Origin of the sequence: uncultured Tenacibaculum sp. (assembly GCF_947494125.1) — a bacterium.
In the GTDB taxonomy this organism is placed as follows: Bacteria; Bacteroidota; Bacteroidia; order Flavobacteriales; family Flavobacteriaceae; genus Polaribacter.
Map to the genome: position 1 here is coordinate 101,702 of NZ_CANLTU010000006.1, position 26,400 is coordinate 128,101.

Consider the following 26,400-nt stretch of genomic DNA (forward strand, 5'->3'; position numbering starts at 1 on the left):
GGTAGTTAAATAATGTTAAAACTACATCTATTTTTGTCTAAAATAAATACTTATAGGAACACCATTAAAGTTATAATGTTCACGTAATTGATTTTCTAAATAACGTTTGTATGGATCTCTAATGTATTGAGGTAAATTAGCAAAAAATGCAAACTGAGGTGTATGCGTTGGTAATTGCATACAATACTTTATTTTTACATATTTCCCTTTTATAGCTGGTGGAGAATTATGTTCTATAATATCCAGCATTGTTTCGTTTAATTTACTTGTTTTAATACGACGTTTTCTATTTTCAAAAACTTCAACAGCGCTTTCTATTGCTTTGAAAATACGTTGTTTGTTTAGCACCGAAATAAATAAGATTGGCACATCGGTAAAAGGAGCTATCTTCTTTCGTATGTGTGCTTCAAAATCACGCATTGTATTGGTCTCTTTTTCAATTAAATCCCATTTATTAACCAATATAACAATCCCTTTTTTGTTTTTTTCAGCTAGCCAAAATATTTTTTCAACTTGTCCTTCAAAATCACGGGTAGCATCAACTACTAAAATAGCAACGTCACAGTGTTCAATAGCGCGTACAGCACGCATTACAGAGTAAAATTCTAAATCTTCTTTTACTTTCGATTTTTTTCTAATACCAGCAGTATCTACTAAATTAAATTCAAAACCAAAACGGTTGTATTTTGTATCAATAGAATCACGTGTAGTACCTGCAATGTTTGTAACGATATTTCTATCTTCACCAATTAAAGCATTTATAAAAGACGATTTTCCTGCGTTTGGTCTTCCAACCACTGCAAAACGAGGAAGTTCATTTTCTTCAGTTTCTTCTTCTTCTGGAATAGCTTCTGCTACTGCATCTAACAATTCTCCAGTTCCACTTCCGTTTATTGAAGAGATCGTATAATAATCACCTAAGCCAAGATTGTAAAACTCAACAGCATCAGCATCACGCATAGCGTTATCTACTTTGTTTACCGCCATAAAAAGAGGCTTTTTTACTTGACGTAATATTTTTGCAACTGCATCATCCATTGGCGTAATTCCTTGCTCAACATCAACAACAAAAACAATAACATCAGCTTCATCAATAGCTAACTGAACTTGTTTACGTATTTCTCCTTCAAAAATATCATCAGATCCTACGACGTACCCTCCAGTATCGATTACAGAAAATTCTTTTCCATTCCATTCTGATTTACCGTAATGACGGTCTCTAGTAACTCCACTAACAGAATCTACAATAGCTTCACGGCGTTGTACTAATCTATTAAATAAAGTGGATTTTCCTACGTTGGGTCTTCCAACAATGGCAACAATACTACTCATTTTGCAAAAATTTGTGCAAAGATACAATATACTATATGAACTTTAGAAGAATTTCATATAGTATAATGTTTTTACTACATTGTAGGCAAATTAGATATAAGTTATGGATGATCAGTTATATAATAAGGTTTTTTTAAAACCAAGATTTCAAATTGATTTTGAGATGGATTCAAAAAGTTTATTGGATGAAATGAAAAAACATTTATCAGATGTTTCAGACTATAGAATGAAACTTGTAGATAATCATTTGGTTATTGATGTACCCGATAAAGAGACTCATTTTTGGTCGCCACAGTTGCATATAGAAATTGAAGATGTAACGGATTTGACTTCAAAAGTAAAAGGTTTGTTTGGACCAAAACCCCAAGTATGGACTCTTTTTATGTTTTTGCACTTTTTTATAGCTACAGCTTTTTTAATTTTTGGAATTATAGCTTATAGTAATTGGTCGTTAAATAAATCGTCAATACTGCCAATAGTAATGTTGATTGTTTTACCTATAGTTTGGGTGTTATTATATTTTGTAGGATCTATAGGTAAAGCTACGGGTAAAAAACAAATGGACGAATTAAAAGATTTTACAAAAAAATTACTAAAAGAAGTAAAGAGTTAATCTTTATATCCAAAACGTTTTAACTGTCTATCATTTGATCTCCAATTCTTATTTACCTTTACATATAGTTCTAAGAATACCTTTTTATCGAAAAATTTTTGAAGATCCTTTCTAGCTTCTGTACCAACTCTTTTTATGGCAGTTCCTTTATGACCAATAATAATACCTTTTTGAGTATCACGTTCCACCATAATAACAGAACGAATTTTAATAATTTCTTCTTCCTCCTCAAAACTTTCAGTTTCTACTTCAACTGAATATGGAATCTCTTTCTTATAATGTCGGAGTATTTTCTCACGAATCGCTTCATTTACAAAAAAACGTTCAGGTTTATCCGTTAATTGATCTTTAGGATAAAATGCAGGACCTTCTGGTAAAAATTCTATGATTTTTTCTAAAACAATTTCAATGTTAAATTTCTCTAAAGCTGAAATTACATGAACAAAAGCATTAGGTACTTTCTCTTTCCAATAGTTTACTTTTTCTTCTACCTCTTCTTGTGTAGATTTATCAATCTTATTTAATAATAAAATAACAGGAATTTCACTATGGATAATTTTTTTAAAGAAGGCTTCATTTTTTAATTCCTTTTCACCTACCTCAACCATATATATTAATACATCGGCATCGTCGAATGCAGATTTTACAAAATCCATCATAGATTCTTGTAACTCATAAGCAGGTTTAATAATTCCAGGAGTATCAGAAAAAATTACTTGATAATCTTCATTGTTAACAATTCCTAAAATTCTATGTCGAGTTGTTTGAGCTTTAGAAGTAATGATTGATAGTTTCTCTCCAACCAATGCATTCATTAAAGTTGATTTCCCAACGTTTGGGTTCCCGATAATATTTACAAATCCTGCTTTATGTGTCATGGGGCAAAGATAAGCTGTTTTACCTTAAAAATGTTTGTTTTTTATGTGTCTGTTATTGTACTAGTTAACAGTTTTGTTGCTTTAAATGATGTTTTTTGTTTGGATGTAAGAAATAAAAAGTTGTATATTTGCAACCGCAAATCGCGGGATAGAGCAGTAGGTAGCTCGTCGGGCTCATAACCCGAAGGTCACTGGTTCGAGTCCAGTTCCCGCTACAAAAAAAGCTTCACATTTTAGTGAAGCTTTTTCTTTTATACCTAAAATCTAACTCTTTTTTTTGAAAATATTTTAAAGAATTCTATTTGTAAAAAAAATAGTTTTTAAAATTTAGCATACCTTCTCTTGAAAATAAAAAAACAAATAAAAATGCTTTAATTAGGATGTAAAGAATAAAAAGTTGTATATTTGCAACCGCAAATCGCGGGATAGAGCAGTAGGTAGCTCGTCGGGCTCATAACCCGAAGGTCACTGGTTCGAGTCCAGTTCCCGCTACAAGTTTAAAGTTAATAAGATCAACGGTTCGTGTAACACGAACCGTTTTTTTATGCTATTAAATTCCTTACTTTTACAAGACGTATACGAAAACGTACACGTTTTTACTATGAAACTGAATTATTCTGAACCAAAAATCTACACAGGAGGTGTAGACATTTCTATTTGGTCAAAACTTTCTTCTCAAGAAAAAAAAGAGGCCCTTAGTAGACCTTGGTATATTTACTATTCGTTTAGAGACCCCAAAACAGAAAAATTAGTTAGGCAACCGAATATAAAGGCGGGAGTAAATAAGTTAAAAACAAAACGAGATCGTTATGAGTTTTTAAGGACTATGCAACAATCTTTATTAAAGTTGTTAGAATACGGGTTTAATCCATATAAAGATAATAGTGCTTTAGAAAAAGTAATGTTTTCCAAAGGAACAATAACCGTCAATAAAGAAAGTGCTAGGTACACACAAGAAGAAGTAAAAGAAAAAGAACCTATTGTAATTCCAATAGAGGAAATATCCATAAGTATTTCAGAAGCTATAAAGTTAACATTGGAGTTGAAGGTTAATATGATGAATAAAAATTCGTTTGTTCAATACAAAAGTAGAGTGGGGCTTTTTGAAAAGTGGTTGATAGAAAAAGAATATTATAAGAATCCAATCACTTTTATAACAAAGAAAATTGTAATAGATTATTTAAATGAAGTTTTAAAAAGAACAAGTGCAAGAAATAGAAATAACTCAAGAACAGATATTGCCTCTATGTTTCAACTTTTGGAAGATAATGAAGTCGTACAGGATAATTTTGTTAAAAAGATTCCAGTTTTAAAATCAGTACCAAAACGAAATAAAACCTATACTCCAAAATTAGAAAAAGAGATTTATAAATACTTAGAGCAAGCAGATTCGCATTTATTACTATTTATAAAGTTTATATCGTATAATTTTTTAAGACCTATAGAAGTTTGTCGCTTGAGGATAGAAGATGTAGATATAGATGATAGAAAATTGTATGTTAAGGCAAAAAACAAACCAGTTAAAGTAAAAATTATTCTAGAAATATTATTGAATGATTTACCAGATTTATCAAATAAAGACCCAAAATCATTTTTATTTGGTAGATTCGGAATAGGTGAAAATTGGGAAGCAGAAGAAACAAACAAAAGGAATGAATTTTCTAAGCGTTTTAAGAAAATAAAAGATCACTTTGAATTAGGAACAGAATTTGGAATGTATAGTTTTAGACATACATTTATCACTAAATTATATAGAAAATTCAGAGAAAGAATGTCTAAACATGAGGCAAAAAGTAATTTAATGCCAATTACAGGACATGGAACAATGGTAGCTTTAGAGAAATATTTAAGAGATATTGATGCAGAATTACCAGAAGATTATTCGAATATGCTATACGATAATTTAAAAAATGAAAAAGAAAGAATAAATGAAAGAGGTTAAAAATAATTTTGGAATTCTGAAAGAAAGTGACTTTGAAAAACTATCGGAAGAACAACAATTGCAAATTTTAGTTGATTTAGGTTTGTATGAAAGTTTTACCTCTATTGGGTTTGAGTCAGAAAGTGTTCTAGATTTAAGTGAATTTAATAAAGTTACATCTTATAAAACAAAAGTAAATCCTAATTATGAATTAAGAGAAGAGTTTTATACATTTTTTAAAGCAGTTAATTTACCCGCAATAGATAAAGGTTTTCTCTTTTTTTCTAAAGATTTCGAAAATGAGATTTTTGGAATGGAATATATTGAACAACGAAAAGTTGCATTAAAATATTTTAAAGATAAATTTTCAAGAATTACGCCTAAAGATATCTCATTAGGTTATAGGTCAATTTCAGAAAGCGGTTTAGAGAGGGTAGAAATGTTGAATCGATTTGAGTTTTTAAAAGGTTTAAGAAGTGCTTTAAAGACAACTTTAGCAACGGATCAAAATTTAAAAGCATATTTGATAGGAGATCAAGTATATTTTGAATCAGATGAATTTAAGAAACAAGAAACTTTCACTAAGGCATTCGAATTTGAAAGTACTCTTAAAATCTTATTAAGTTTAAATGATACGTTTCAATTTGAAGATGACACAGCTTTTAGTAATTTAGGAATTCTTAAAGAACGATATAAAAAATACAAGAATGTTTTTCTAGATTTTGATGTATATAGTTGGACACAAAAAAAGATAGAAAGCTTTATAGATAATAAGCCTTCAAATATAGATAGTTTGCATCAAGCTTTATTAGAATCATTACTTATTTCAGAAAAGAAAAAATGTTTTATTGATTATGTAAATCAAGAACATAATATGTCAATTACAAAAATTAGACATTATGGGAGGGGTGAAAATCTATCACATGATTTTAGATTAAAAAAAGTCAAAGAAGAATTACAAGAATTGACGACTAAAAATTAAGAAATCATTTACTTTTCCTAAAAATACATTTTCGGACAGCAATAGACATTACTCAGACATGCTATTGCCATAGCTTAAAATCTTCATATTATATCACTAGAAATTAACTTAGCTAACGACAAAAGTTAATTAATTTATAGTGAATTCAGATGTAGTTTATCAAGTAGTAAAAGCACTTCCATTGGAAGAGCAAAAACTGCTATTAGATAAATTAAAGAATGACTTGACGATCTCTTCAAGTTTTAAGAAAGCAAAAAAAAGAAAATCATTAACCGAAGAAGATGCAATTAATTATTTGTTGAAAAATGTTTTCAGAAACAGAAACAGAAAACTATAAACAAAAACGAATTAGAAGAGATTAAGCGTAAAACGAACGTTCAATTAACGTATATGGAAACAAGGTTATATAAATGTGAATATTGTAGAAAAGAATTTTTACCAGTAAGAAGAAGAGTTCAAAAATATTGTTCAAATAGTTGTAGATCAAAATCACATCACAAGAAAGCAAAATCAACAGATAAAATAGAAGTAGATAAACTAGGAAATAAAACTACTAAAACAAGTGTTGAGAAATTGAGTATAGCTGGGGTAGGTAACGCAGCAATTGGAAGTGCAGCTGTAGATTTATTAAAATATGCTTTTACAAAGGAAGAGAATAAACCAGCGACTAAGAGTGATATTAAAAACTTAGCTAAGAAATTAAAAAGATATCATAGGAAATAATATGAAGCCTAATTTTATCGGGCTATTACCTTATTTTGATATTGAGTTAGGTTTAGTGATATATAAATAGAATTTAAGCATCATATAATTCAATTTTAATCTTTAAGTTTAATACTCTTCATTTAAATATAGTATAAAATTTTATTTTAAAAAGCTTGATTTACGCCAAAGTAAAGACCACCATTATCATCTTTTCCTTTTGCCATACCTAATCTAAGTAACGTATTTTGATTTTTTGTTATTTTAAAACGGATTCCTCCTCCTAAACTAGGTTTTAAATTACTTAAAAAGTTCTTTGGTTGATCGGCAACTTCCCCGATTAGTCCAAAAAATGCTAAACCCCATCTATGGTGAAATCTCCATCTATATTCCGCTTGTACAACGTAACTATGGTTATCTATAAATCGACCTCTAAAGTAACCACGCGCTCTATTACTACCGCCATATAAAGCTTTAGATTGAAACGGTACATTGCCGTAGTTAGTTTCTATATAAATTTGAGTAGCTAGAGTACTGTTTTCATTTATAGGCATGTAAGCTCTTAAATCTGTTATAAATTTATTAAAATTATGTGTAGCTCCAAAATTCTTACTAGAAAACTGAGCACTTAAACCTAAAAAATGTCCTTTTTTTGGATCAGCCACATTATCTCTGTTATCAAAATTAAAAACACTTCCTAAGCCGACTATGGTTGCTCCTTTACTACCAGGTATTATAAATTTTTCTAGTTTTCCTCCTAATTCCCTTTCAGTAATATCATGGTTTTGATAAGTAAATTGAAATCCAAAATTAAGATTTGGAGGCAATCTTTTTAATAAACTTACGTTTAATGAATTTGAAGTCATATTATAAGACTCAACGTCTTCTTCTTTGGTGTTACTACCAATACCCCAAAATGAGTTTGGGAAAATTTCTAATTTATAGGACGCATCTAAAAAATAATCTCCATTTTTTAAATATATTTTTGGATTTACGTCAATCATTATCTGTTGGTTAAATGTATATATGGCACTTACCAAAATATTTGATAATCTTGAATTATATATGTTTGATTTGTTTAAAAGAAAAAATTGAGCACCACCACCAATACCGAAACCTGTTTCAGGAGTTGTAAAAACAATTGGAATTGCAATAATTTTTACATTTTTACTCTTAATGGTGTCAGTTTTGTAGATATTATTATCTCCATTGTTTATCTGAGAATTAATGGATAAAGTATAAAGAGTTATAACAAGTAGAATAATTTTTCTCATTAGAAAAGTTTGTCAAGTAAAACATTAAATCCGAAAGCAAAATTTACTCCGTCAATTTTAGCACTCGTATTCAAGAAAGAACTACTTCCGTTAGATTCCTTATTTATCGTTAACCAATAATTAGTTAAGTTAACACCAATGTCAAAAGTAACATGATTTGTTATAGGGTAAGAATAACCTAAATTAACTACTAACCCGAGCCCATTTCCATTTAAAATCTCTTTTAAATTGTCTGAGTTAGATGTAAAGGTGTTTTCTTCTCTATATTTTATATATCCTGCAGCAAGACTTATAAACAATGAACCATCTTTACTCATAGAAAAGTAGTAAGAGGTCATAGGGGCAAGAAAAAAAGATTCAACATCTCTTTTGATATTTCCATTTCCATTATTTCTCTCTGCTAATAATACTCCGCCTAATAACCATCGGTCTTTTTTGAATTTTCCAATTTTAATTTCTAAACCATAATTATTAGTAGAATTAGTTTTTGAAGTAGAGCTAATATTATTTGTGTTTGAGCTAAAACTTCCACTTAAACCTATCAGCCATTTCTCTTTTTTAAATGGTGTTGATATTATAGTATCTTTTTCTTGCGAAAAAAGAGAAGTACTTAATAGAAGAAAAAAAACTGCAAAACATATAGATTTATATTTGAGCATAAGAGATTATATTTCTAACAAAACTATATTTTTTTTTTTAAACAACTAAATAAGAATGATATTTTTGATTGAATAAAAGGTTATGGTCGTTAGACTTTAATAGAACAAATTTCACATAGCTTTTTAAGCGTAGTTCGAAAATACATAAAATGAAATGAGAAATATAATTAATTAAACAATGAACATTGACTTTTATAGGCCTTCACGTTTGTATATGGCAGTAGAAATTATTTCCCAACTATCATCGTGAATCTTTATTTGTTCTGTTGTTAAATAATTTGATACATCTTTTCGAAGTTTTCTTATAAGTTTAGGAAATTCACGCTTTAATTCCGCATTATTTAATTTTTTCTCTCTAAGAGATTCCATTTTAAGAGAAAAGTACTTTACAATTATTTTATATTTTTCTCTAGAATTACTAACAAGTCCCATTTCATCCATTCTATCTTCATACCATAATTTTTGAACTTTTTTATTTCCAGAAACAAATTCTTCAACGGAAGGTTTTAGTGCATTAATTTTTCTTTTGCCTAATTTATTATCGTCACAATTTGATAATATTATTGAACATAAAAATAGAATTGAAATAATTTTTTTCATAATTTAATGCTGTTAAGAATTAATCCAATCTTTAAAATTTTTAGATTTTGCTCTACTAATCATAATTTTTTCTTTTGTAGGAGGTTTAATATTTAAAATTAACTTACCTGTAAAATAAGGTTTAATATTAACAATTGAATCTTTATTAATAATATATTGTCTATTTGCTCTATAAAATTGTTTAGGATTAATTTCTTCTTCAATATCTTCTAGTTTTTCATTTATAATAAATGATTTGTTATCCAAAGTTACAGCCTTAACTATGCCGGTGTCAATTGTAAAGAAAGCAATTGAATCTATACTCAATGGAAGTAAGGTATCTTGTTTTTGAACTAGATAGTTATTTTTGTAGGTTGGATTTTCTATTTTAAGTAGTTTTAAAAGTTCCTGAACTTGAAAAGAAGTGGTGTCTTCTTTAGTGGAATTATCTAAAACCTTAAACTTATTAATAGCTTCTTCTAGCTCTTCTATATTGATAGGTTTTAATAAATAATCTATACTATTTACTTTAAAAGCTTTTATAGCATATTGATTATAAGCTGTAGTAAAAATAATGGGGGTTTGAATATTTATAATGTCAAAGATCTCAAATGAAAGGCCATCTGATAAATGAATATCCATAAAAATAAGCTGAATATCGTTAGCCTCTTTAAGGTATTTGACGCTCGATTTAACCGAGTCCAAAATAGTTAACACCTTTATTTCTATATTTATTCTTTCGAGTAAATATTTCAGATGCTCTGCTGCTGCTATCTCATCTTCTATTATTAAAACTTTCATTTTTGTTAATTTAACGGCAATTTAACTGTAAACTTCTCTTTTGTTTTATTAATAACAATTCTTTTATCTTTTAATAAGCTATATCGTTTATTAATATTTTCTAAACTTTTTCTTGTGCTACTGACTAAAGTTCTTCTTGGTTTAAATCTATTTTCGATTACTAAATAATCTTCCTTTATATATATATTAATATATAATGGACATTCTTCTGATATCTCATTATGCTTTACAGCATTTTCTACTAACAATTGTAGTGACAGTATAGGAATTGTATAAGTAAACCACTTTTCATCTATATTAATAGTAACCCTAACTCTATCACGATACCTCACTTCAATTAAATAAATATAACTCTGTAAAAACTCCAATTCTTTTTCTAGCGTTACCATTTCAGTATCTCCACTTTGCAAAATATACCTATACATAAATGATAGATTATTTACAAACATCGTAGCTTTTTCATTTTCTCTTATTAAAGAATTTAAAGAATTTAAAGAATTAAACAAAAAATGAGGATTGATTTGATTTTTCAATGCCATTAATTCATTCTGAATACTACGTCTTCTTAAAACCTCTTTTTCTAATAAAACTTCATTATGAATAACTTGATAGCGTAAAATCTTAGCTATAAAAAAAAGTATAAGAAATGCGATACCATATCCAAAGTAAATAAAACCAACTTCTATAGGTTTATTACCAACTATTAAAGCATAAGCTATTAGAAAAAATTTAATAAAGCAGAAGTAAATAATTATATGAATTAAAATTGTTATTATAATTTCTACTAATAAAGACACTTTTTTAAATCTGTATCTCCAATTTGCATTTAACTGTAATACTAATATCGAAGCTATAAAAAGAAAGAGAAGTTTTACTCCAATTTCTTTCAATGAAACTAGCACTCCTTGATTTTCATAGATTCTAGATGCCTTAAATAACTCTATATATCTAGGAAAATTTAATAATACTGAAATTATTAATGAAATACTGACTATGACGGATTTGTTAACTTTTCTAAATGCCAATAGATAAACTAGTTTTAATCACTATAAAATTACATTAAATAATTAATTGTAGCTATTTATTTATTAACGGGTTTATATAATTAAGTTCACATTTAAAAAAAGACCTTTCACCTTAACTTTTTACCTGTTCACTTAAAATGACTCCATTTGAAATACAAAATGAAGGTACATTTGAATAGAATTTAAAACAATATAAGATGAAAAATTTCAAGTATTTATTAATTATGATTATTGTCTTTTCAATTTCTTTAGTATCATGTTCAGACGACAACGAAAATGACCACGATTACCACTTAGAATATGTAAGTGTTGTAAATGCAGAGCTTCCAAATGAATTTAATTATGGAAGCATCCATCAAATTAATTTAACTGTTTTATTACCAAATAGTTGCTATTACTACTATAATCAATTGGATTATATTTATGAGGGAAATACAAGACTTATATACCCAATAGCACATGTAGATGATGGTGACTCATGTAATCTCAGTATTAATGAAACTACATTTTCAATACCAGTAAGAGTATTACAGATTGAACCATATGTTTTTAAATTTTATCAAGGCAAAGATTCTAACGGGAAAGATAAATTCTTAATTATTGAGGTTCCTGTTAATAGCTCCAATAAAAAATATACAGAAAATTTAAGTATAGAAACAAGTGATATTGTTTATGAATAGAATAAGAACACAACTCTTTAAAAACAAACTTAAAACATAAAATCATGGAAACTCAAAATACAATATTAAATTATTACCATATAAACAACACTGTAATAAACAAAATCAATAATTTATTTATAATAATCAAAAGAAATATAAAACAAACATATGAAAGACTAGAAAAACTTGGTTCTGCTGCTGGTTATACAATAAGAAGATAAATTATTTAATAAGTTAATTAAATTTAAAAATCATGAAAACACTTCGTTACATATTCGGAACTCTTTTACTATCAATTATCATCGTTAGTTGTTCTTCTGTTAAAACAGTTAGAACCTGGAAAAGAACTGACCCTTTAAATCTGAAAGAAAAGACAGTAATTGTTTTTAGTAAAACTAATAACAATGCAATAAGAACTCAATTTGAAAACGATCTAACTACTAGATTAAAAGAAAATAATATAAAATCTATTGAAAGTTATACGTTATTTCCAAAAATAGATATTTCTAAAAAACTAAATAAGTTTGAAAAAAAAGAGCTTGTTAAAGAATTTAGAAACAAAGGTATAGATATCGTAGTTCTAACGGTTTTAAAGGACACTCAAAAATACACTAAAACAACAACATCTGGTTCAGGTTATTCAATGCGAAACTATCCAGTATATAATTATAATAGATATTATGGTGGATTTTACAGCTATTATAATAGAGGGTTTTATCAATCTGAATCATTGAATACTATTACATATGAAGGAAAAATATATATTTTAGAAACGGTAATATATGATTTAACGAAATCTGAAGAAAATCAATTGATTTTTGTAATTACAACCGAAATAGACAACCCAAAAACTTTGGGAACAATATCAGAAGACTTTTCAAAAAGAGTAGTAGAACAATTAGTAAAGTAAGTTGTTTACGTTAACAAATTCTACTTTAACCTTTAAAATCTTATAAAAGATTTTAAATAGCTCACTATAAGTATTATAAGTAGTTTTTTTTTTTTACTTTTAGATAATTAAATAATCAATATTATGAATATAAAAAAAATTATCGTCATTATTATTTGTTGTTTTTACTACCAAACTATTCTTGCTCAAAAACTATCTACAGAACAGAAAGAACGTCTTGAGTATAAAGTTGCTCTTTTTTCTACAAACGATAAAGAGCTACAAGAATTATGGTATGAAGATAGAATGGATGAGATGAAGCTAGCAGGAGATATACGAAAAGACTATAAGAAAATTGTGATTTATCATGTATACAAAATGGAACGTCTTGGTCGTCCAGATGCTCAATTAAATGATGATGAAATTCGTCATGAATTCCCAAAGCAAATAAGGAAACTTCATAAAGACGTTGAAGAGTTACTTACTCCTAAACAATTAGAAATTCATAAGAAAAGTTGGGACGCAATTCTTAAAGCCATTTATCAACAAAGAAATTGGAAATTAACTAACTAAAAAAACAAAAAGACATGATTTGGATTGAATTATTAATCGTTCTTATTTTTATATTCATTGGATCAAAAATGGGAAGTATAGGCATCGGTTATGCTGGTGGCGCTGGTGTAGTTGTGCTTACAATGGTTTTTGGACTTAAAGCTGGTGCAGTTCCAGTAGATGTAATACTTATTATTATGTCGGTAATAGCTGCTATCGCAGCTATGCAAAAAGCAGGAGGGCTCGATTACCTGGTCCATGTCTCAGAAAAAATTCTTAGAAAAAACCCAAAACGTGTAACTTTTATTGCTCCTACAGTAACTTATTGGATGACTTTATTAGCAGGTACAGGACACACAGCTTATGCTGCATTACCTGTAATAACTGAAGTGGCTAAAGAAGGTGGCGTTAGACCTTCTAAACCTTTAAGTATTTCTGTAGTAGCTTCTCAAATTGCAATTACAGCTTCTCCTATATCAGCTGCAGTAGTAATTTTCGCAAGTTTTCTAGAGCCTTTAGGAGTTTCATATTTACAACTTTTAGCTGTAGCTATTCCATCAACAATTCTAGCATGTTTAGTAGGAGCAATTGTTGCTAACAAATTAGGAAAACCATTGGCAGAAGATCCAGAATACCAAAAACGTGTAGCAGCAGGTTTGATAAAACAAAAGAAGAAAGAACACCATGAAGACCCCAAAAGTGCAAAATGGGCTGTAGGTATTTTTGGAATAGCTATACTTATTATTGTGACTTATGCAAGTTTGATTTCTAAAAAGGTTGGTTTAATTCCTGATCCAACTATTGGTAGAAACCATGCAATAATGGCAATTATGTTATTGGCTGCTATGATTATTGCTTTAGTTTGTAAAATAAAGCTAAACGATGTAACAAACATGTCTACATTTAAATCTGGCATGAGTGCAGCAATCTGTGTACTTGGTGTAGCATGGTTAGGTGACACTTTTGTAAGCAATCATATTATAGAAATTAAAGAAGCTGCTGGTGGAATTTTAAATCAATATTCTTGGATGTTAGCAATTGTGCTGTTTTTGGCAAGTATGTTATTATACTCTCAAGCAGCTACAACTTCAGCTTTAATGCCTGCAGCATTAGCATTAGGAGTAAGCCCAGTTGCAGCTATTGCATCCTTTGCAGCTGTAAGTGCATTGTTTGTTTTACCTACCTACCCTACACTTTTAGCAGCAGTTGAAATGGATGATACAGGCTCTACTAAAATAGGAAAATATATATTTAATCACTCTTTTATTATTCCCGGAATTGTAACTATCGCATCAAGTGTTGTCTTCGGTTTTATACTTGGAGGTTTAATTTTATAAACACATTATAACAAAACATAAAGAATCATGAAAACAAGAAAAGAGACAGATCTTTTAGGAGACATCGAAATTTATAACGAATTATATTACGGGGTACATACTCAAAGAGCAATTAATAACTTTCATATCTCTGGTTCAAAAATTGGTGACTTTCCAATTTTTGTCAAGGGGCTGGTACTCACAAAAAAAGCATGTGCAGCAGCTAATAAGGAGATAGGAACCATTCCTGCTGATAAAGCAGATATGATTATACAAGCATGTAATCATATTCTTGATAATTTAAAAACCTATGCTGTATTCTTTCCTTCGGATGTATTTCAAGGTGGAGCAGGTACTTCAGTAAATATGAATGCAAACGAAGTTATAGCTAATGTAGGGCTAGAACTAAATGGTCACGAAAAAGGGAGTTATGATATTTTACATCCTAATGATCACGTAAACAAATCGCAATCTACTAATGATGCATATCCTACAGGCTTTAGAGTTGCTGTTTATTATTATATGAATCAATTATTAGAGCGCATTAATATCTTAACGACTAGCTTGGATAAAAAGGCTGCAGAATTCAAAAGCGTTTTAAAAATGGGTAGAACCCAATTACAAGACGCTGTACCTATGTCTTTAGGAGATGAGTTTGGTGCTTGGTCTACCAATTTAAAAGAAGAAACAAAAAATCTAAAGCATTGTAGAGACCTTATTTTAGAAGTTAACCTAGGAGCAACAGCAATAGGGACAGGTGTAAATGCACCTGATGGATTCACAGAATTATCCATAGGGTATCTGCAACAATATACCAAAGCGAGTTTTGTGCCAGCTACAAATTTAATAGAAGCAACTTCAGATACTGGTGCTTATGTTATGATTTCAGGTGCACTAAAACGTACAGGAGTTAAGCTTTCTAAAATATGTAATGATTTACGTTTGTTATCTTCAGGGCCGCGTTGTGGTTTTAATGAAATTAACTTACCAGAAATGCAAGCAGGTTCATCTATTATGCCAGCTAAAGTAAATCCAGTAATCCCAGAAGTAGTCAATCAAGTATGTTTTAAAATTATTGGTAATGATGTCTCGATTTCTTTTGCTGCTGAAGCAGGACAATTACAACTTAATGTCATGGAGCCAGTAATTGCACAGTGTATGTTCGAGTCAGTCGAATTACTATCTAATGCATGTGTTACGCTTGCTGAAAAATGTATTGATGGCATTACAGCCAATGAGGAACATACCAAACAAATGGTATTTAATTCTGTTGGAATCATAACATTTTTAAATCCTTATATTGGACACCATATGGGTGATATTTTAGGTAAAGAAGCTGTGGCAACAGGAAAATCTATTCGTGAATTAGTGCTTGAAAAAGAGTTGCTTTCAGAAGAAGAACTCGATAAGATTTTAAGCGTTGATAATTTGATGCACCCAAAATACACAGCTGCATTGCATAAATAGTCTTATTTATTCAAAAAATAATCGACAAAAGAAACTCTTATATTATGAAATATCTAAATGTAAAAATAGTAACATTTTTAATAGCAGTTACTATAACTGTTGTTGGATTTGCACAAGAAACAGAACTTCCAAATGTTAAAATTCTAGCAACTGGAGGTACTATAGCTGGATCGGCTTCATCTGCTACTTCTGGAAGTTATGAAGCAGGTCAAATTGGGATTCAAACGATGATCAATGCCGTGCCTGGCATAAAAAAATTGGCTGATGTTTCTGGAGAACAAATTGCCAATGTGGGTTCACAGGATATGACCATAGCGATTTGGTTGAAATTGGCAAATCGAATTAATGAATTATTAGCTTCAGATGATGTTGATGGTATCGTTATAACCCATGGAACAGATACGCAAGAAGAGACTGCTTATTTTTTGAGCCTAGTTGTCAAAAGTGACAAACCAGTTGTACTTACAGGCTCTATGCGTTCTTCTACATCTATTAGTGCAGAAGGTCCATTAAATCTTTACAATGCAGTTGCTATAGCTTCAAACAAAGAAGCCAAAGGAAAAGGTGTGATGGTTTCACTCAATGATCAAATTCATGCTGCTCGTGATGTGAGCAAAATGAATACTACTAATGTAAACAGTTTTCAATCGCCTATTAAAGGAATGCTAGGCGGAGTGTTTTATGGAAGATTGGGCTTTTTTCGTGAACCAAATACGAAATTTGGTAGCAAAAGTAAGTTTTCTGTTGATGGTGTTAGAAAATTACCTCGTGTAGATATTATTTATGCTTATGCAGATATGTCTCCTGATTTAATTGATGTGCATGTAAAAGCTGGCGCTAAAGGTATTGTAATTGCTGGTGTTGGAAATGGTAACATGACAGATGCAATTTTGAATGCTGCAAAAAAAGCTTATGAAGATCATGGTGTAATAGTAATACGAAGCACGCGTGCAGCAACAGGATGGGTTTTACGTGATAATGAATTTAAAGATGACAAGTATTATACAGTTGCTTCTGGCGATTTAAATCCTTCTAAATCAAGAATTTTATTGATGCTTGCACTTTCTGAAGGTGAAAAATTAGATACTATACAAAACCTTTTTTATACCTATTAAATTACCAAAAATAGATTATGCCAACCAATCCATTATTTTTCAGAAAAACACTTGTTGCAGGAACAGGTCTATTTCTCTGTGTTTTCTTGATAGTGCATCTATCTGCCAACTGCATTCTATTATTACCAGAAGATATTGCAAGAGAATTATATAATTCATATTCGACCACATTAAGAGAAAGTCCTTTAATTAAAATTGTTGCCTATTTGTTATATCTATCTATTATTCTTCATGTGGTTTACGCATTATTGATTACTATAAGAAATAGAAAAGCAAAACCACAAAAATATGTAGTTAATAATGCTAATGAAAATAGTACTTGGTCTTCAAGAAACATGGGGATTTTAGGTTCTCTTATCTTAATTTTTATTATTATTCATTTGGTGAATTTTTGGGCACGTATCAAATTAGGTTTTGGAGATGCTGTTGAATTAGATATAAATGGAAATAAAGATGTCTATGCAGTTACCTATGCGCTTTTTCAAAACATATACTATGTGATTTTTTATACCATTATGTCTGTGCCATTAGCATTTCATTTGTATCACGGCTTTAAAAGTGGCTTTAAAACTTTAGGCTTTTATCATAAAAAAGGATTACGAATTTTAGCAAAAATCTCTTTGATTTATGCTTTTATTATGGGTGTTGGCTTTGGAATTATACCATTAATAGTTTATCTTAAATAGCATTAGGAATATGAAATTAGATTCAAAAATCCCAGAAGGAAAATTAGAAGATAAATGGCGTAACTATCAAGTTAAATCACAATTAATTAATCCTGCCAATAAAAAGAAGTTGAATGTCATTGTAGTGGGTTCAGGACTTTCAGGTGCTGGAGCAGCTGCTACACTCGCCGAATTAGGCTACGATGTGCAATGTTTTTGTTATCAAGATTCTGCTCGTAGAGCACATTCAGTCGCAGCTCAAGGCGGAATTAACGCAGCCAAGAATTATCAGCATGATGGAGATAGTGTTTGGAGAATGTTTTATGATACTTTAAAGGGCGGCGATTTTAGATCACGTGAAGCCAATACATATAGATTAGCAGAATTATCAGCACCACTAATAGACCATTTTGTACAGCAAGGCGTTCCATTTGCCAGAGAATATGGCGGCGTATTAGTAAATCGTAGTTTTGGTGGTGTACAGGTACAACGTACTTTCTATGCAAGAGGACAAACAGGACAACAATTATTACTCGCTGCATATTCGCAGTTATACAAAATGATACATGCCAAAAAAGTAAAAATGTTTCCGCGAAGTGAAATGTTAGATTTGGTTGTAATTGATGGAAAAGCAAAAGGGATTATTGTTCGTAACTTAGTAACAGGAGAACTCAAAAGGTATGTAGCCGATGCGGTTGTTCTAGCTACAGGAGGCTATTCTCGTGTGTTTAGATTATCTACTTTAGCTATTGGTTGTAATGGAAGTGCTATCTGGAAAGCGCACAAAAAAGGCGCTTTTTTTGCAGCACCAAGCTTCACTCAAATTCATCCTACAGCATTACCGCAATCTAGCGAAGCGCAATCAAAACTGACGTTAATGTCTGAGTCCTTACGTAATGATGGAAGAATATGGGTTCCTAAGCAAAAAGGAGATGTAAGAAAAGCAAACGATATTCATGAAGATGAACGCGATTATTATTTGGAACGTAGATATCCAAGTTTTGGAAATTTAGCACCTCGTGATATTGCTTCAAGAGCAGCAAAAGAAAGAATTGACGCTGGATTTGGTATAGGAAAATTAAAAAACGCAGTATATCTCGATTTTAAACATGCTATTGAAAAATTTGGTATTCAAACTATAAAAGATCGCTATGGCAATCTCTTTAAGATGTATAAAAAAATTACAGGAATAGACGCATATAAAGAACCTATGCAAATTTCTCCAGCAGCGCATTTCTCTATGGGTGGTTTGTGGGTAGATTATGAATTAATGACTACAATTCCTGGCTTGTATGCAGTTGGAGAGTGTAATTTTTCTGACCATGGTGCAAATAGACTAGGTGCAAACTCACTACTTCAAGCAAGTATTGATGGGTATTTTATTCTGCCAAATACTATCAATAATTATTTAGCAAACACAATAAAAGAAGAACATGCTACTATCGATCATCCTGAATTTGAAAAGGCAGAAAAAGAAGTTCAAATTACAATCGATGCTGTTTTAAAAATCAATGGAACAAAAACGGTAGACCATTTCCATAGAGAATTGGGTAAGGTAATGTGGCAAGAATGTGCTATGAGTCGTAATAAAAAAGGACTCGAAAAAGCCATTGAGCAAATAAAAACATTACGTGATGATTTTTGGAATGATGTAAAGGTTACTGGAAGTAATAATGAATTAAACACCGAATTAGAAAAAGCCTTACGTCTGGCTGATTTTATTGAATTAGGATTACTAATGTGCACTGATGCACTAGAGCGAAATGAATCGTGTGGAGCACATTTTAGAGAAGAATTCCAGACTGAAGAAGGCGAAGCTTTGCGTATAGATGATGATTACTCATATGTATCAGCTTGGGAATATGATGAAGGTGATTTTAAATTGCACAAAGAAGAGCTTGAATTTGAATTTGTAAAACCTTCAGTTAGAAGTTATAAATAATGAACCTATGAAAGTAACATTCAAAATATGGAGGCAGGAAGGTCCTGATGATATAGGAGCAATAAGAGATTATGAAGTTGATGGATTAACAGAAGACATGTCTTTTTTAGAAGCATTAGATCATCTTAATGAATTGTTGGTTCTTAAAAACGAAAAAGTAATCGCCTATGAACATGATTGCCGTGAAGGTATTTGCGGACAATGTGGTGTTTTTATAAATGGACGCGCACATGGCCCAAATGATAATATGACCACCTGTCAATTACATATGCGAAGTTTTAACGATGGCGACGCCATTGTAGTAGAGCCATGGCGAGCTGCTTCTTTCCCAGTAATTAAAGATTTAATAGTTGACCGTTCTGCCTTTGACAGAATTATTGAGCAAGGTGCTTATATAACCGCAAAAACAGGTACAGCACCAGAAGCAAATGCTATTCTTATTCCTAAAGAAATATCAGATAATGCTATGGATGCTGCTGCCTGTATTGGATGTGGTGCTTGCGTAGCAACTTGTAAAAATTCTTCTGCTGCATTATTTACTGCTGCTAAAATTAATCACTTCAATAGACTACCACAGGGTAAAGCAGAAGAGCATAAACGAGTTAAAGAAATGACCTACCAAATGGAAATTGAAGGATTTGGTAGCTGTACTTTTACTGGTGCCTGTGAAATAGAATGTCCAGAAGGAATCTCCATCAACAATATTGCTGAAATGAATGCTAGGTATACAAAATCAAAATTATTAGGTTGATAAAAACAATTACTAAACTTTAAGATTATGAAAACATCATTTTCAAATTTTCTCAAAACAATGTTATTAATTACACTTGTTTTTACAGTTTATACAGGAAGTGCTCAAGAGAAAAAAGAGGATAAAAAAACTAATTGGATGGAAGAGGTTTCATCTCGTATCAATCCCTATGGAAGTATTCGGGTCGGTATTGGTTTCGCAGAAGGAGGAGAATTAGGAATTTCTAACAATGCTCCACGTATTGGATTTCGATTTAAACATGCGCTATCTAAAAATGAGGAAGATAATTTTAACATTATTGGTAGAGTTGAATTTGGATTGAATTTAGTTTCTAGAGATGATACTGTTGAATTTTCCATTGACCCTGGAGCTGGAATAGCTCAAGTAGGAGACGCTGTTTTCACAAGATTAGGTTATGTTGGAATATCGTATAAAGACTTTGAATTTACTTTCGGAAAACAAAATTCAATTTATTATACTTTGGGAGCAAATAATGTAGATAAGTTCTTAGCTTTTGGAGGGGCATCTCTTGGGGTTTGGAACATTTCTGATGGTGGAGTTTCTGGTACAGGTCGTGCTAATCAAGCATTCATTTTAAAGTATAGTAATAGTGGATTTACAATAGGTTTTCAAGGACAAACGAGAAATATTTCTAATGCTAGTGAAAGTATCGATTCTTACGGCTTGGGAGCTAATTATAAAATTGATGGATTTAGCATTGGTGTTGGATATAATAAGGTGAATGACGGTGTTGCAAATCCGCTTCCAGATCAGGCAAAAGAAGGAGATGAAGCATTTATTGTATCTGCATCTTACGAAAAGAATAGATTAACTATTGCAGCATCTTACTCAAGTTTGAAACAGCACCAAAAAACAGGAACTACGTTTTATGACGCAACTGGGAATGAATTGTATGCACGTTACAAGTTTTCAAAAAATAAAAAATGGCATATAGCTGCTGGGTTTAGTTCATTAAAACCAAATTCAGATCTAGGGCTAGGTGATTTTGACACAAAATTTGGAATTGCTGAAGTAGGCTATAATTTTAAAAAATCTAGTCATGTTTTCGCAGCCGCAAAAATTGACCAAAGCGAAAATAGCACAGGAGATAGAAGAAACGAAAGTGTCTTTGGTATTGGGATTCGTTTTAATTTTTAAAATAATAGTGTAGATAAAAATGGGTAATGTCCCAAACTAGCACTTAGTGAATATTAATGATTTTTATATTTAAAAAACAAGTAATTAAAAAATAGATACTGCTCATTTTGGGCAGTATCTTTCGTTAATTGAAATATTAAAATTTGTTAGAAGCTGTTAAATCTAGGTTTTTACCAGCTATGTGTACTAAATTAGCGCTTAAAAATGCTGTGAATTGTACAAAGTGTAATTCTTCTTTTTCTATTAAGAAAGGATTGCAAAATAATAAACAACGATTTTATTGTAAGGGTTGTCAAAGTTATTTTCAATCAAGTTATAAATATAAGGCTTATAAAGCTCAAACAAATCCTTTATTAGTAAGCTTATTAAAAGAAGGTTGTAGTGTTAGAGGGATTTCAAGAATATTAAATATTTCAAAAAATACAGTTTTATCAAGAATGCTAAAGATTAGTAAACAAATTAAGATTCCATACTTTAATAAGTTTGGATGCAAATTTGAGATTGATGAAATGTGGAGTTTTATTGGAAATAAAAAGAATGTTACTTGGATAGCCTATGTTTTAGAGTGAGAAACTAAAAATATTATTGATTTTTATGTTGGTAGAAAAACGAAAGAAACTATTAATTCATAAAGTTTTGTTACTGAGCCCAAAACGAATTTATACCAATAGGTTAAATATTTATCCGAGTTTAATTCCGAAAGAAATTCACAAACGATTTCAATATTGTACGAACAGAATAGAGCTAATGAATTTAAATTTACGAACTCATATAAAACGATTAAGTAGAAAGACTATTTGTTTTTCGAAAAACAAAATGTATCTAGAGGCTCATTTGAAGATTTATTTTTGGGGATAAATACTTTACATTAGTTTATGAATTTATTTTTAACCTAAAGTTGTGTAAACAGTATATAATTTAAAGTTTAAAGATGAACTATTTTAAAGAATTATATATTATTTAGTTGTTGTGTTAAATGATATACTTTATATTTGAGTAGAAATTAATCATTAATTAGAGTACACGAAAACGTACACGATTTTATATAAAATTAAGCAAAATAGTATGGTTTTAGAGTTTTTGTAAAACTCATAACCCGAAGGTCACTGGTTCGAGTCCAGTTCCCGCTACTATAAGAGAGTAATCATTTTGATTACTCTTTTTTGCTTTACAAAATAAACTTTATTTAATGAAATCGTATTATTATAAATAAAGATGTTATTTTTACCGAAATTTTTATAAACCTACTAACAGTATAAGAATGAGAAAATTAATAGTAGTATTGTTATTCGTAACTAGTATCATGTCTTATGGACAAATTCATAACCCAGTTAAATGGTCTACATCTGTAAAGAAAATATCAGATAAAGAAGCTGAGTTAATAGCTACCGTAAATCTTGAGGCTGATTGGCATATATATTCACAGAATATACCTAAAGGAGGCCCAATTCCAACATTATTTTCTTTTATAGGGGATCAGCGTTACTTGAAAAAAGGAAATACAAAAGAAGGAGAAGGACATGAAGTTGATGATAAAATGTTTGATATGCGTGTTAAATATTTTGATAAGAAAGCTGTTTTTACTCAGCGAATAAGATTAAAAACAACAGAAAAGTTTACAATTAAAGGTACTGTAGAATATATGGTATGTTCTGGAGAAAATTGTTTACCTCCTAAAGAGATAGATTTATCTTTCTCAATAAATTAAAAAATTATCCCCTTAATAAAGTTTAAATGAAGAATATTTTTGCATTCTTGTTCCTTTTTACGATTAGTTTTACCGTAAAAGGGCAAATACATAATCCGATTCAGTGGAAGACTAAAGTAGAAAAGTTATCTGAATCAAAATATAAATTAAAAGCAGAAGCTACAATTGAAGAAGGATGGGCTTTGTATTCGCAAGAAGTTCCTAAAGGAGGTCCAATCCCAACAACTTTTACGTATGACGACGAAGGAGGGAAAGTTAAATTACTTGGAAATACTTCAGAACCTAAAGGTAAAATAAAGTTTACAAAGCTTTTTAACGATGAAGGAATGAGTATAAAATCCTTCGCTATTAAAGCTGTTTTTGAGCAAGAAATAGAATTGGTAGATAACCAAATAAATACGGTTAATGCTTTTGTAGAGTTTATAGCTTGTACAGATGAACAATGTTTGCCTCCTAAAGAAATTGACTTAGCTTTTAATTTAGATAAAGCTACTTCAGCGGTAAAAAATGAGGTGTCAGAAAAAACATCTTCTTCAAAAGAGAAAAAAGGATTATTAAGTATTTTTATTATAGCATTCTTATCAGGATTTGCAGCATTGTTAACACCATGTGTGTTTCCTATGATTCCAATGACGGTTAGTTTTTTTACAAAACAAAGTAAAAGTAAAGCGGCAGGAATTCGTAATGCAATTATTTATGGATTATCAATTATAGTAATTTATGTATTGCTAGGGATATTTGTAAGTGCAATTTTTGGTGCAGATGCTCTAAATGCATTATCAACAAATGTATGGTTTAATATTGCATTCTTCTTAATTTTATTAATTTTTGCAGCATCATTTTTAGGAGCTTTCGAAATTACATTACCTAGTTCATGGGGAACAAAAGTAGATGCCCAAGCTGATAGAGGGGGATTCATTGGAATTTTCTTTATGGCATTAGCTTTGGCAATAGTTTCGTTTTCATGTACAGGGCCAATAGTTGGAACATTGTTAGTTGAAGCAGCTTCAGGAGGAAGTCAAATAGGACCTATTGTAGGTATGCTAGGTTTTTCTTTAGCAATAGCTTTACCATTTGCACTATTTGCAGCATTCCCAGGTTGGTTAAATTCATTACCAAAATCAGGAGGTTGGTTAAATACTGTAAAAGTTGTTTTAGGGTTTTTAGAATTAGCCTTAGCATTTAAATTTTTATCGAATGCAGATTTAGTATTGCAATTACACTTATTAGAAAGAGAAGTGTTTATTGCAATTTGGATAGCAATTTTTGGAGCTTTAGCATTTTATCTATTTGGAAAAATACAATTACCTCATGATAGCCCAGTTTCACATATTTCTGTTGGAAGATTGAGTTTAGGATTAATCGTATTATCTTTTACAATTTATATGATACCAGGTTTATGGGGTGCACCTTTAAATTTAATTAGTGCATTTCCACCACCACAACATTATAGCGAGTCTCCATATGGAGTTGGGTTTACTAAACAAGCTACAATTAGTGTGTCAAACCAAGAAAATGATAATCATAGTGGATTGCCAGAAGGAGCACATTTAATGCCTCCACATGATATTGTCGCTTTTCACGATTATGATAAAGGTTTAGCGTATGCAAAAAAAATAGGAAAACCAGTTATGATAGATTTTACAGGACATGCTTGTGTTAACTGTCGTAAAATGGAACAAAATGTATGGGTAAAGCCTAAAGTTTTAGATGTTTTAAAGAATAAAGTAGTATTGATTTCTCTTTATGTAGATGATAAACGACCTTTAGAAGAGAATGAAGTAGTAGATTCTAAGTTAAACCCAGGAAAGAAACTGAAGTATATAGGTCAAAAATGGAGTGAGATGCAAACCATTAAATACAAAGCAAACTCACAACCATTTTATGTGTTAATGGCACATGATGAATCTAATTTAATAGATCCAGTAGCATATACACCCGATGTAGATGAATATTATGATTGGTTAGAAAAAGGAATAGCGAATTATAAAAAATAAATAAAAAAACACTTTAGAAAACTCTAAAGTGTTTTTTTTTGAAATAAAGTAAACGGCGTTAAACTATTTTACAGGATATAGTTTAACCTCTTTACCAAGCCAATTTTGTAATTTATTGTAAATTTTTTGCTGATCTTCTTTAGAAAAATGTTTAATTCTTGTACCATGGTCGGCATCAGCTAATACCATTTTTAAAGCATCAATATTTGGTTTTGGAGTTGGAGCGCAAGCACCCCAAGGGTCGTATGCACCATAAATATATAGTATATTATTTCCTTTGTTTTCAACAAAATCTCTTACATCTTTAATGTAATTTTCATTGTATAATAAATCCACATTCTTAGGAGCAAACCTCATGTTTGATGAAGAAGTTACTATCTTTAATAAGTCTTTCACAGGTTCTAAATCAAAGCCATAATAACCTAATTCTTTAATGTGTTGATAAAAAGAAGGTAGGTAATAGTTAAACCCCCAGTCGTTATATAAACCAAATCCAGACACTTTTACTAAATAGTCGAAGAATTCTTTTGAAGTAGCATTTTCAGAAGGAATTTCGTTACACTTTCCACCCCATTGCCAAAATGAAAAAGGAAACTCTAAAACAGAATATTCTAGGGCTTCTTCTTGTGAAACCTCAGTAAAACTCATTTTATTTTCTTCTGCATAAGTAGCTAAATGCTTAAGTATTTTAGTTCTATTTTTTAGTATTGCCCTTTGAAAATTTTTAATAGCATCTCTACATTCTTTAGTACCTACAGAATTAATTAAGTTAGTAGTTCTTATATCTTCTAAGCCATTAATTAAAGGAGCTACATAAGGAACAGCAACATCTACGTCATTTGGATATTTAGATTTGTAAATCAACGTAGTTTCACCACCTTTACTAATTCCAGAAGACAACCATTTACCCTTATATAGTTTTTTTAATTTACTTACTATAGTATGATAATCTTCAATAGCATTGTCGTTAGTTAAATATTTCCAAGGAATAGAGTCAGGTCTAGATTTTCCATACATTCTATATTCAACAATTACTTGATTAGATTTTAAAAGTTTACTTAGTTCAGTTGTTCTATTTTTAGAAGCATAACCATCAGTAATTATAACAGTTGGATTTTTATAATCGGTATGAGAAACATACATATAATGTTTAAAAGTTCCTTCAGAAGGATTTTTAGGATTCAAATTTTGCTCTAAAACAACTTGATAAGCTTCAGTAAAATGATTTTTAATTTTAATAGAATCTATTTGCGCTTTAGGAAATAAACTTTGTAGTTGGTTTTTAAATATGATTTCCTTTTTCTCTTTTGTTTCTTTACAAGAAAGAAGAGTTATTAGAAAAAGAAAAGGTAAAAATTTAAATAGTTTCATAATCAAATATTTATTGGTTAAAATTAAAGGCTTTAGAAAAT

General features: G+C 30.2%; 28 protein-coding genes and 2 tRNA genes. 22 read left to right on the forward strand and 8 right to left on the reverse strand.

The features are described 5' to 3' along the window. Positions 1-27: 27 nt before the first annotated feature. Entirely contained in the window at positions 28-1,332 is a 1,305-nt protein-coding gene (gene der, locus Q0881_RS11305; protein ID WP_299160239.1) for a ribosome biogenesis GTPase Der, read from the reverse strand. A gap of 103 nt (positions 1,333-1,435) precedes the next feature. On the opposite strand from der, the gene Q0881_RS11310 reads away from it, so the two are divergent. Beyond that, entirely contained in the window at positions 1,436-1,945 is a 510-nt protein-coding gene (locus Q0881_RS11310; protein WP_299160241.1) for a GTP-binding protein, read from the forward strand. Here Q0881_RS11310 and era read toward each other — a convergent pair. Next, the gene (gene era, locus Q0881_RS11315; protein ID WP_299160243.1) at positions 1,942-2,823 is read right to left on the reverse strand and encodes a GTPase Era; all 882 of its coding nucleotides are present in this window, start codon (positions 2,821-2,823) and stop codon (positions 1,942-1,944) included. The genes Q0881_RS11310 and era overlap by 4 nt on opposite strands. 142 nt (positions 2,824-2,965) lie before the next feature. Between era and Q0881_RS11320 the strand changes: the two genes are divergently transcribed. The 6 genes from Q0881_RS11320 (at position 2,966) to Q0881_RS11345 (ending at position 6,449) form a co-directional block, all read left to right on the forward strand. Further along, positions 2,966-3,038, forward strand: a tRNA-Met gene (locus Q0881_RS11320). A 204-nt stretch (positions 3,039-3,242) separates the two neighbouring features. Next, positions 3,243-3,315: transfer RNA gene (locus Q0881_RS11325), tRNA-Met, on the forward strand. A gap of 109 nt (positions 3,316-3,424) precedes the next feature. After that, positions 3,425-4,765, forward strand: a complete 1,341-nt coding sequence (locus tag Q0881_RS11330; RefSeq protein ID WP_299160245.1) for a site-specific integrase — start codon at positions 3,425-3,427, stop codon at positions 4,763-4,765. Next, positions 4,752-5,726, forward strand: a complete 975-nt coding sequence (locus Q0881_RS11335) for a hypothetical protein (RefSeq protein ID WP_299160247.1) — start codon at positions 4,752-4,754, stop codon at positions 5,724-5,726. The genes Q0881_RS11330 and Q0881_RS11335 overlap by 14 nt, the downstream gene beginning before the upstream one ends. Positions 5,727-5,865: 139 nt before the next feature. Beyond that, positions 5,866-6,063 carry a hypothetical protein gene (locus Q0881_RS11340; protein WP_299160249.1) on the forward strand — a complete coding sequence of 66 codons (198 nt, stop codon included), beginning with the start codon at positions 5,866-5,868 and terminating at the stop codon, positions 6,061-6,063. 53 nt (positions 6,064-6,116) lie between these two features. Beyond that, positions 6,117-6,449 (forward strand): hypothetical protein, encoded by a 333-nt coding sequence (locus Q0881_RS11345; protein ID WP_299160251.1) that lies wholly within the window; start codon positions 6,117-6,119, stop codon positions 6,447-6,449. A gap of 146 nt (positions 6,450-6,595) precedes the next feature. Here Q0881_RS11345 and Q0881_RS11350 read toward each other — a convergent pair whose 3' ends face one another. From Q0881_RS11350 to Q0881_RS11370, 5 genes are all read right to left on the reverse strand, one after another. Next, positions 6,596-7,702, reverse strand: coding sequence for a BamA/TamA family outer membrane protein (locus Q0881_RS11350; RefSeq protein WP_299160253.1), 1,107 nt, complete (start codon positions 7,700-7,702; stop codon positions 6,596-6,598). Continuing rightward, a complete protein-coding gene (locus tag Q0881_RS11355) occupies positions 7,702-8,361 on the reverse strand; it encodes a DUF3575 domain-containing protein (RefSeq protein WP_299160255.1) in 660 nt (219 codons plus the stop codon). Before Q0881_RS11355 ends, Q0881_RS11350 begins: the two co-directional genes overlap by 1 nt. Before the next feature lie 192 nt (positions 8,362-8,553). Next, on the reverse strand, positions 8,554-8,961 hold the full coding sequence (locus Q0881_RS11360) for a hypothetical protein (RefSeq protein WP_299160257.1): 408 nt from the start codon (positions 8,959-8,961) through the stop codon (positions 8,554-8,556). Positions 8,962-8,973: 12 nt separating this feature from the next. Further along, a complete protein-coding gene (locus tag Q0881_RS11365; RefSeq protein WP_299160259.1) occupies positions 8,974-9,741 on the reverse strand; it encodes a LytTR family DNA-binding domain-containing protein in 768 nt (255 codons plus the stop codon). Positions 9,742-9,746: 5 nt separating this feature from the next. Next, a complete protein-coding gene (locus tag Q0881_RS11370; protein WP_299160261.1) occupies positions 9,747-10,766 on the reverse strand; it encodes a histidine kinase in 1,020 nt (339 codons plus the stop codon). Between the two features lie 197 nt (positions 10,767-10,963). Between Q0881_RS11370 and Q0881_RS11375 the strand changes: the two genes are divergently transcribed. The 15 genes from Q0881_RS11375 (at position 10,964) to Q0881_RS11440 (ending at position 24,988) form a co-directional block, all read left to right on the forward strand. Beyond that, positions 10,964-11,446 carry a DUF4999 domain-containing protein gene (locus Q0881_RS11375; protein ID WP_299160263.1) on the forward strand — a complete coding sequence of 161 codons (483 nt, stop codon included), beginning with the start codon at positions 10,964-10,966 and terminating at the stop codon, positions 11,444-11,446. A gap of 44 nt (positions 11,447-11,490) precedes the next feature. After that, a complete protein-coding gene (locus Q0881_RS11380; protein WP_299160265.1) occupies positions 11,491-11,649 on the forward strand; it encodes a hypothetical protein in 159 nt (52 codons plus the stop codon). A gap of 32 nt (positions 11,650-11,681) precedes the next feature. Then, on the forward strand, positions 11,682-12,338 hold the full coding sequence (locus tag Q0881_RS11385) for a hypothetical protein (RefSeq protein WP_299160267.1): 657 nt from the start codon (positions 11,682-11,684) through the stop codon (positions 12,336-12,338). Between the two features lie 123 nt (positions 12,339-12,461). Beyond that, positions 12,462-12,890: a hypothetical protein gene (locus tag Q0881_RS11390; RefSeq protein WP_299160269.1), complete on the forward strand. Its 429-nt coding sequence runs from the start codon at positions 12,462-12,464 to the stop codon at positions 12,888-12,890. A 14-nt stretch (positions 12,891-12,904) separates the two neighbouring features. Further along, positions 12,905-14,206: an anaerobic C4-dicarboxylate transporter gene (locus Q0881_RS11395; RefSeq protein ID WP_299160271.1), complete on the forward strand. Its 1,302-nt coding sequence runs from the start codon at positions 12,905-12,907 to the stop codon at positions 14,204-14,206. 27 nt (positions 14,207-14,233) lie between these two features. Then, entirely contained in the window at positions 14,234-15,652 is a 1,419-nt protein-coding gene (gene aspA, locus Q0881_RS11400) for an aspartate ammonia-lyase (RefSeq protein WP_366139565.1), read from the forward strand. A 44-nt stretch (positions 15,653-15,696) separates the two neighbouring features. Further along, positions 15,697-16,767 carry a type II asparaginase gene (locus Q0881_RS11405; protein ID WP_299160273.1) on the forward strand — a complete coding sequence of 357 codons (1,071 nt, stop codon included), beginning with the start codon at positions 15,697-15,699 and terminating at the stop codon, positions 16,765-16,767. Positions 16,768-16,784: 17 nt separating this feature from the next. Next, positions 16,785-17,453, forward strand: a complete 669-nt coding sequence (locus tag Q0881_RS11410) for a succinate dehydrogenase cytochrome b subunit (RefSeq protein ID WP_299160276.1) — start codon at positions 16,785-16,787, stop codon at positions 17,451-17,453. Between the two features lie 10 nt (positions 17,454-17,463). Continuing rightward, positions 17,464-19,374: a fumarate reductase/succinate dehydrogenase flavoprotein subunit gene (locus Q0881_RS11415; protein WP_299160279.1), complete on the forward strand. Its 1,911-nt coding sequence runs from the start codon at positions 17,464-17,466 to the stop codon at positions 19,372-19,374. Between the two features lie 7 nt (positions 19,375-19,381). After that, on the forward strand, positions 19,382-20,125 hold the full coding sequence (locus Q0881_RS11420) for a succinate dehydrogenase/fumarate reductase iron-sulfur subunit (protein WP_299160282.1): 744 nt from the start codon (positions 19,382-19,384) through the stop codon (positions 20,123-20,125). Positions 20,126-20,152: 27 nt separating this feature from the next. Then, entirely contained in the window at positions 20,153-21,283 is a 1,131-nt protein-coding gene (locus Q0881_RS11425; protein ID WP_299160284.1) for a porin, read from the forward strand. Between the two features lie 143 nt (positions 21,284-21,426). Then, positions 21,427-21,852 carry a hypothetical protein gene (locus tag Q0881_RS11430; protein WP_299160286.1) on the forward strand — a complete coding sequence of 142 codons (426 nt, stop codon included), beginning with the start codon at positions 21,427-21,429 and terminating at the stop codon, positions 21,850-21,852. A gap of 25 nt (positions 21,853-21,877) precedes the next feature. Then, the gene (locus Q0881_RS17875; protein WP_366139566.1) at positions 21,878-22,141 is read left to right on the forward strand and encodes an IS1 family transposase; all 264 of its coding nucleotides are present in this window, start codon (positions 21,878-21,880) and stop codon (positions 22,139-22,141) included. A gap of 403 nt (positions 22,142-22,544) precedes the next feature. Further along, positions 22,545-22,991, forward strand: a complete 447-nt coding sequence (locus tag Q0881_RS11435) for a protein-disulfide reductase DsbD domain-containing protein (protein ID WP_299160288.1) — start codon at positions 22,545-22,547, stop codon at positions 22,989-22,991. Positions 22,992-23,017: 26 nt separating this feature from the next. Next, positions 23,018-24,988: a cytochrome c biogenesis protein CcdA gene (locus tag Q0881_RS11440; RefSeq protein ID WP_299160291.1), complete on the forward strand. Its 1,971-nt coding sequence runs from the start codon at positions 23,018-23,020 to the stop codon at positions 24,986-24,988. Between the two features lie 63 nt (positions 24,989-25,051). Here the strand turns inward: Q0881_RS11440 and Q0881_RS11445 are convergent, their stop codons facing one another. After that, on the reverse strand, positions 25,052-26,359 hold the full coding sequence (locus Q0881_RS11445; RefSeq protein ID WP_299160294.1) for a S28 family serine protease: 1,308 nt from the start codon (positions 26,357-26,359) through the stop codon (positions 25,052-25,054). Positions 26,360-26,400 lie beyond the last annotated feature (41 nt).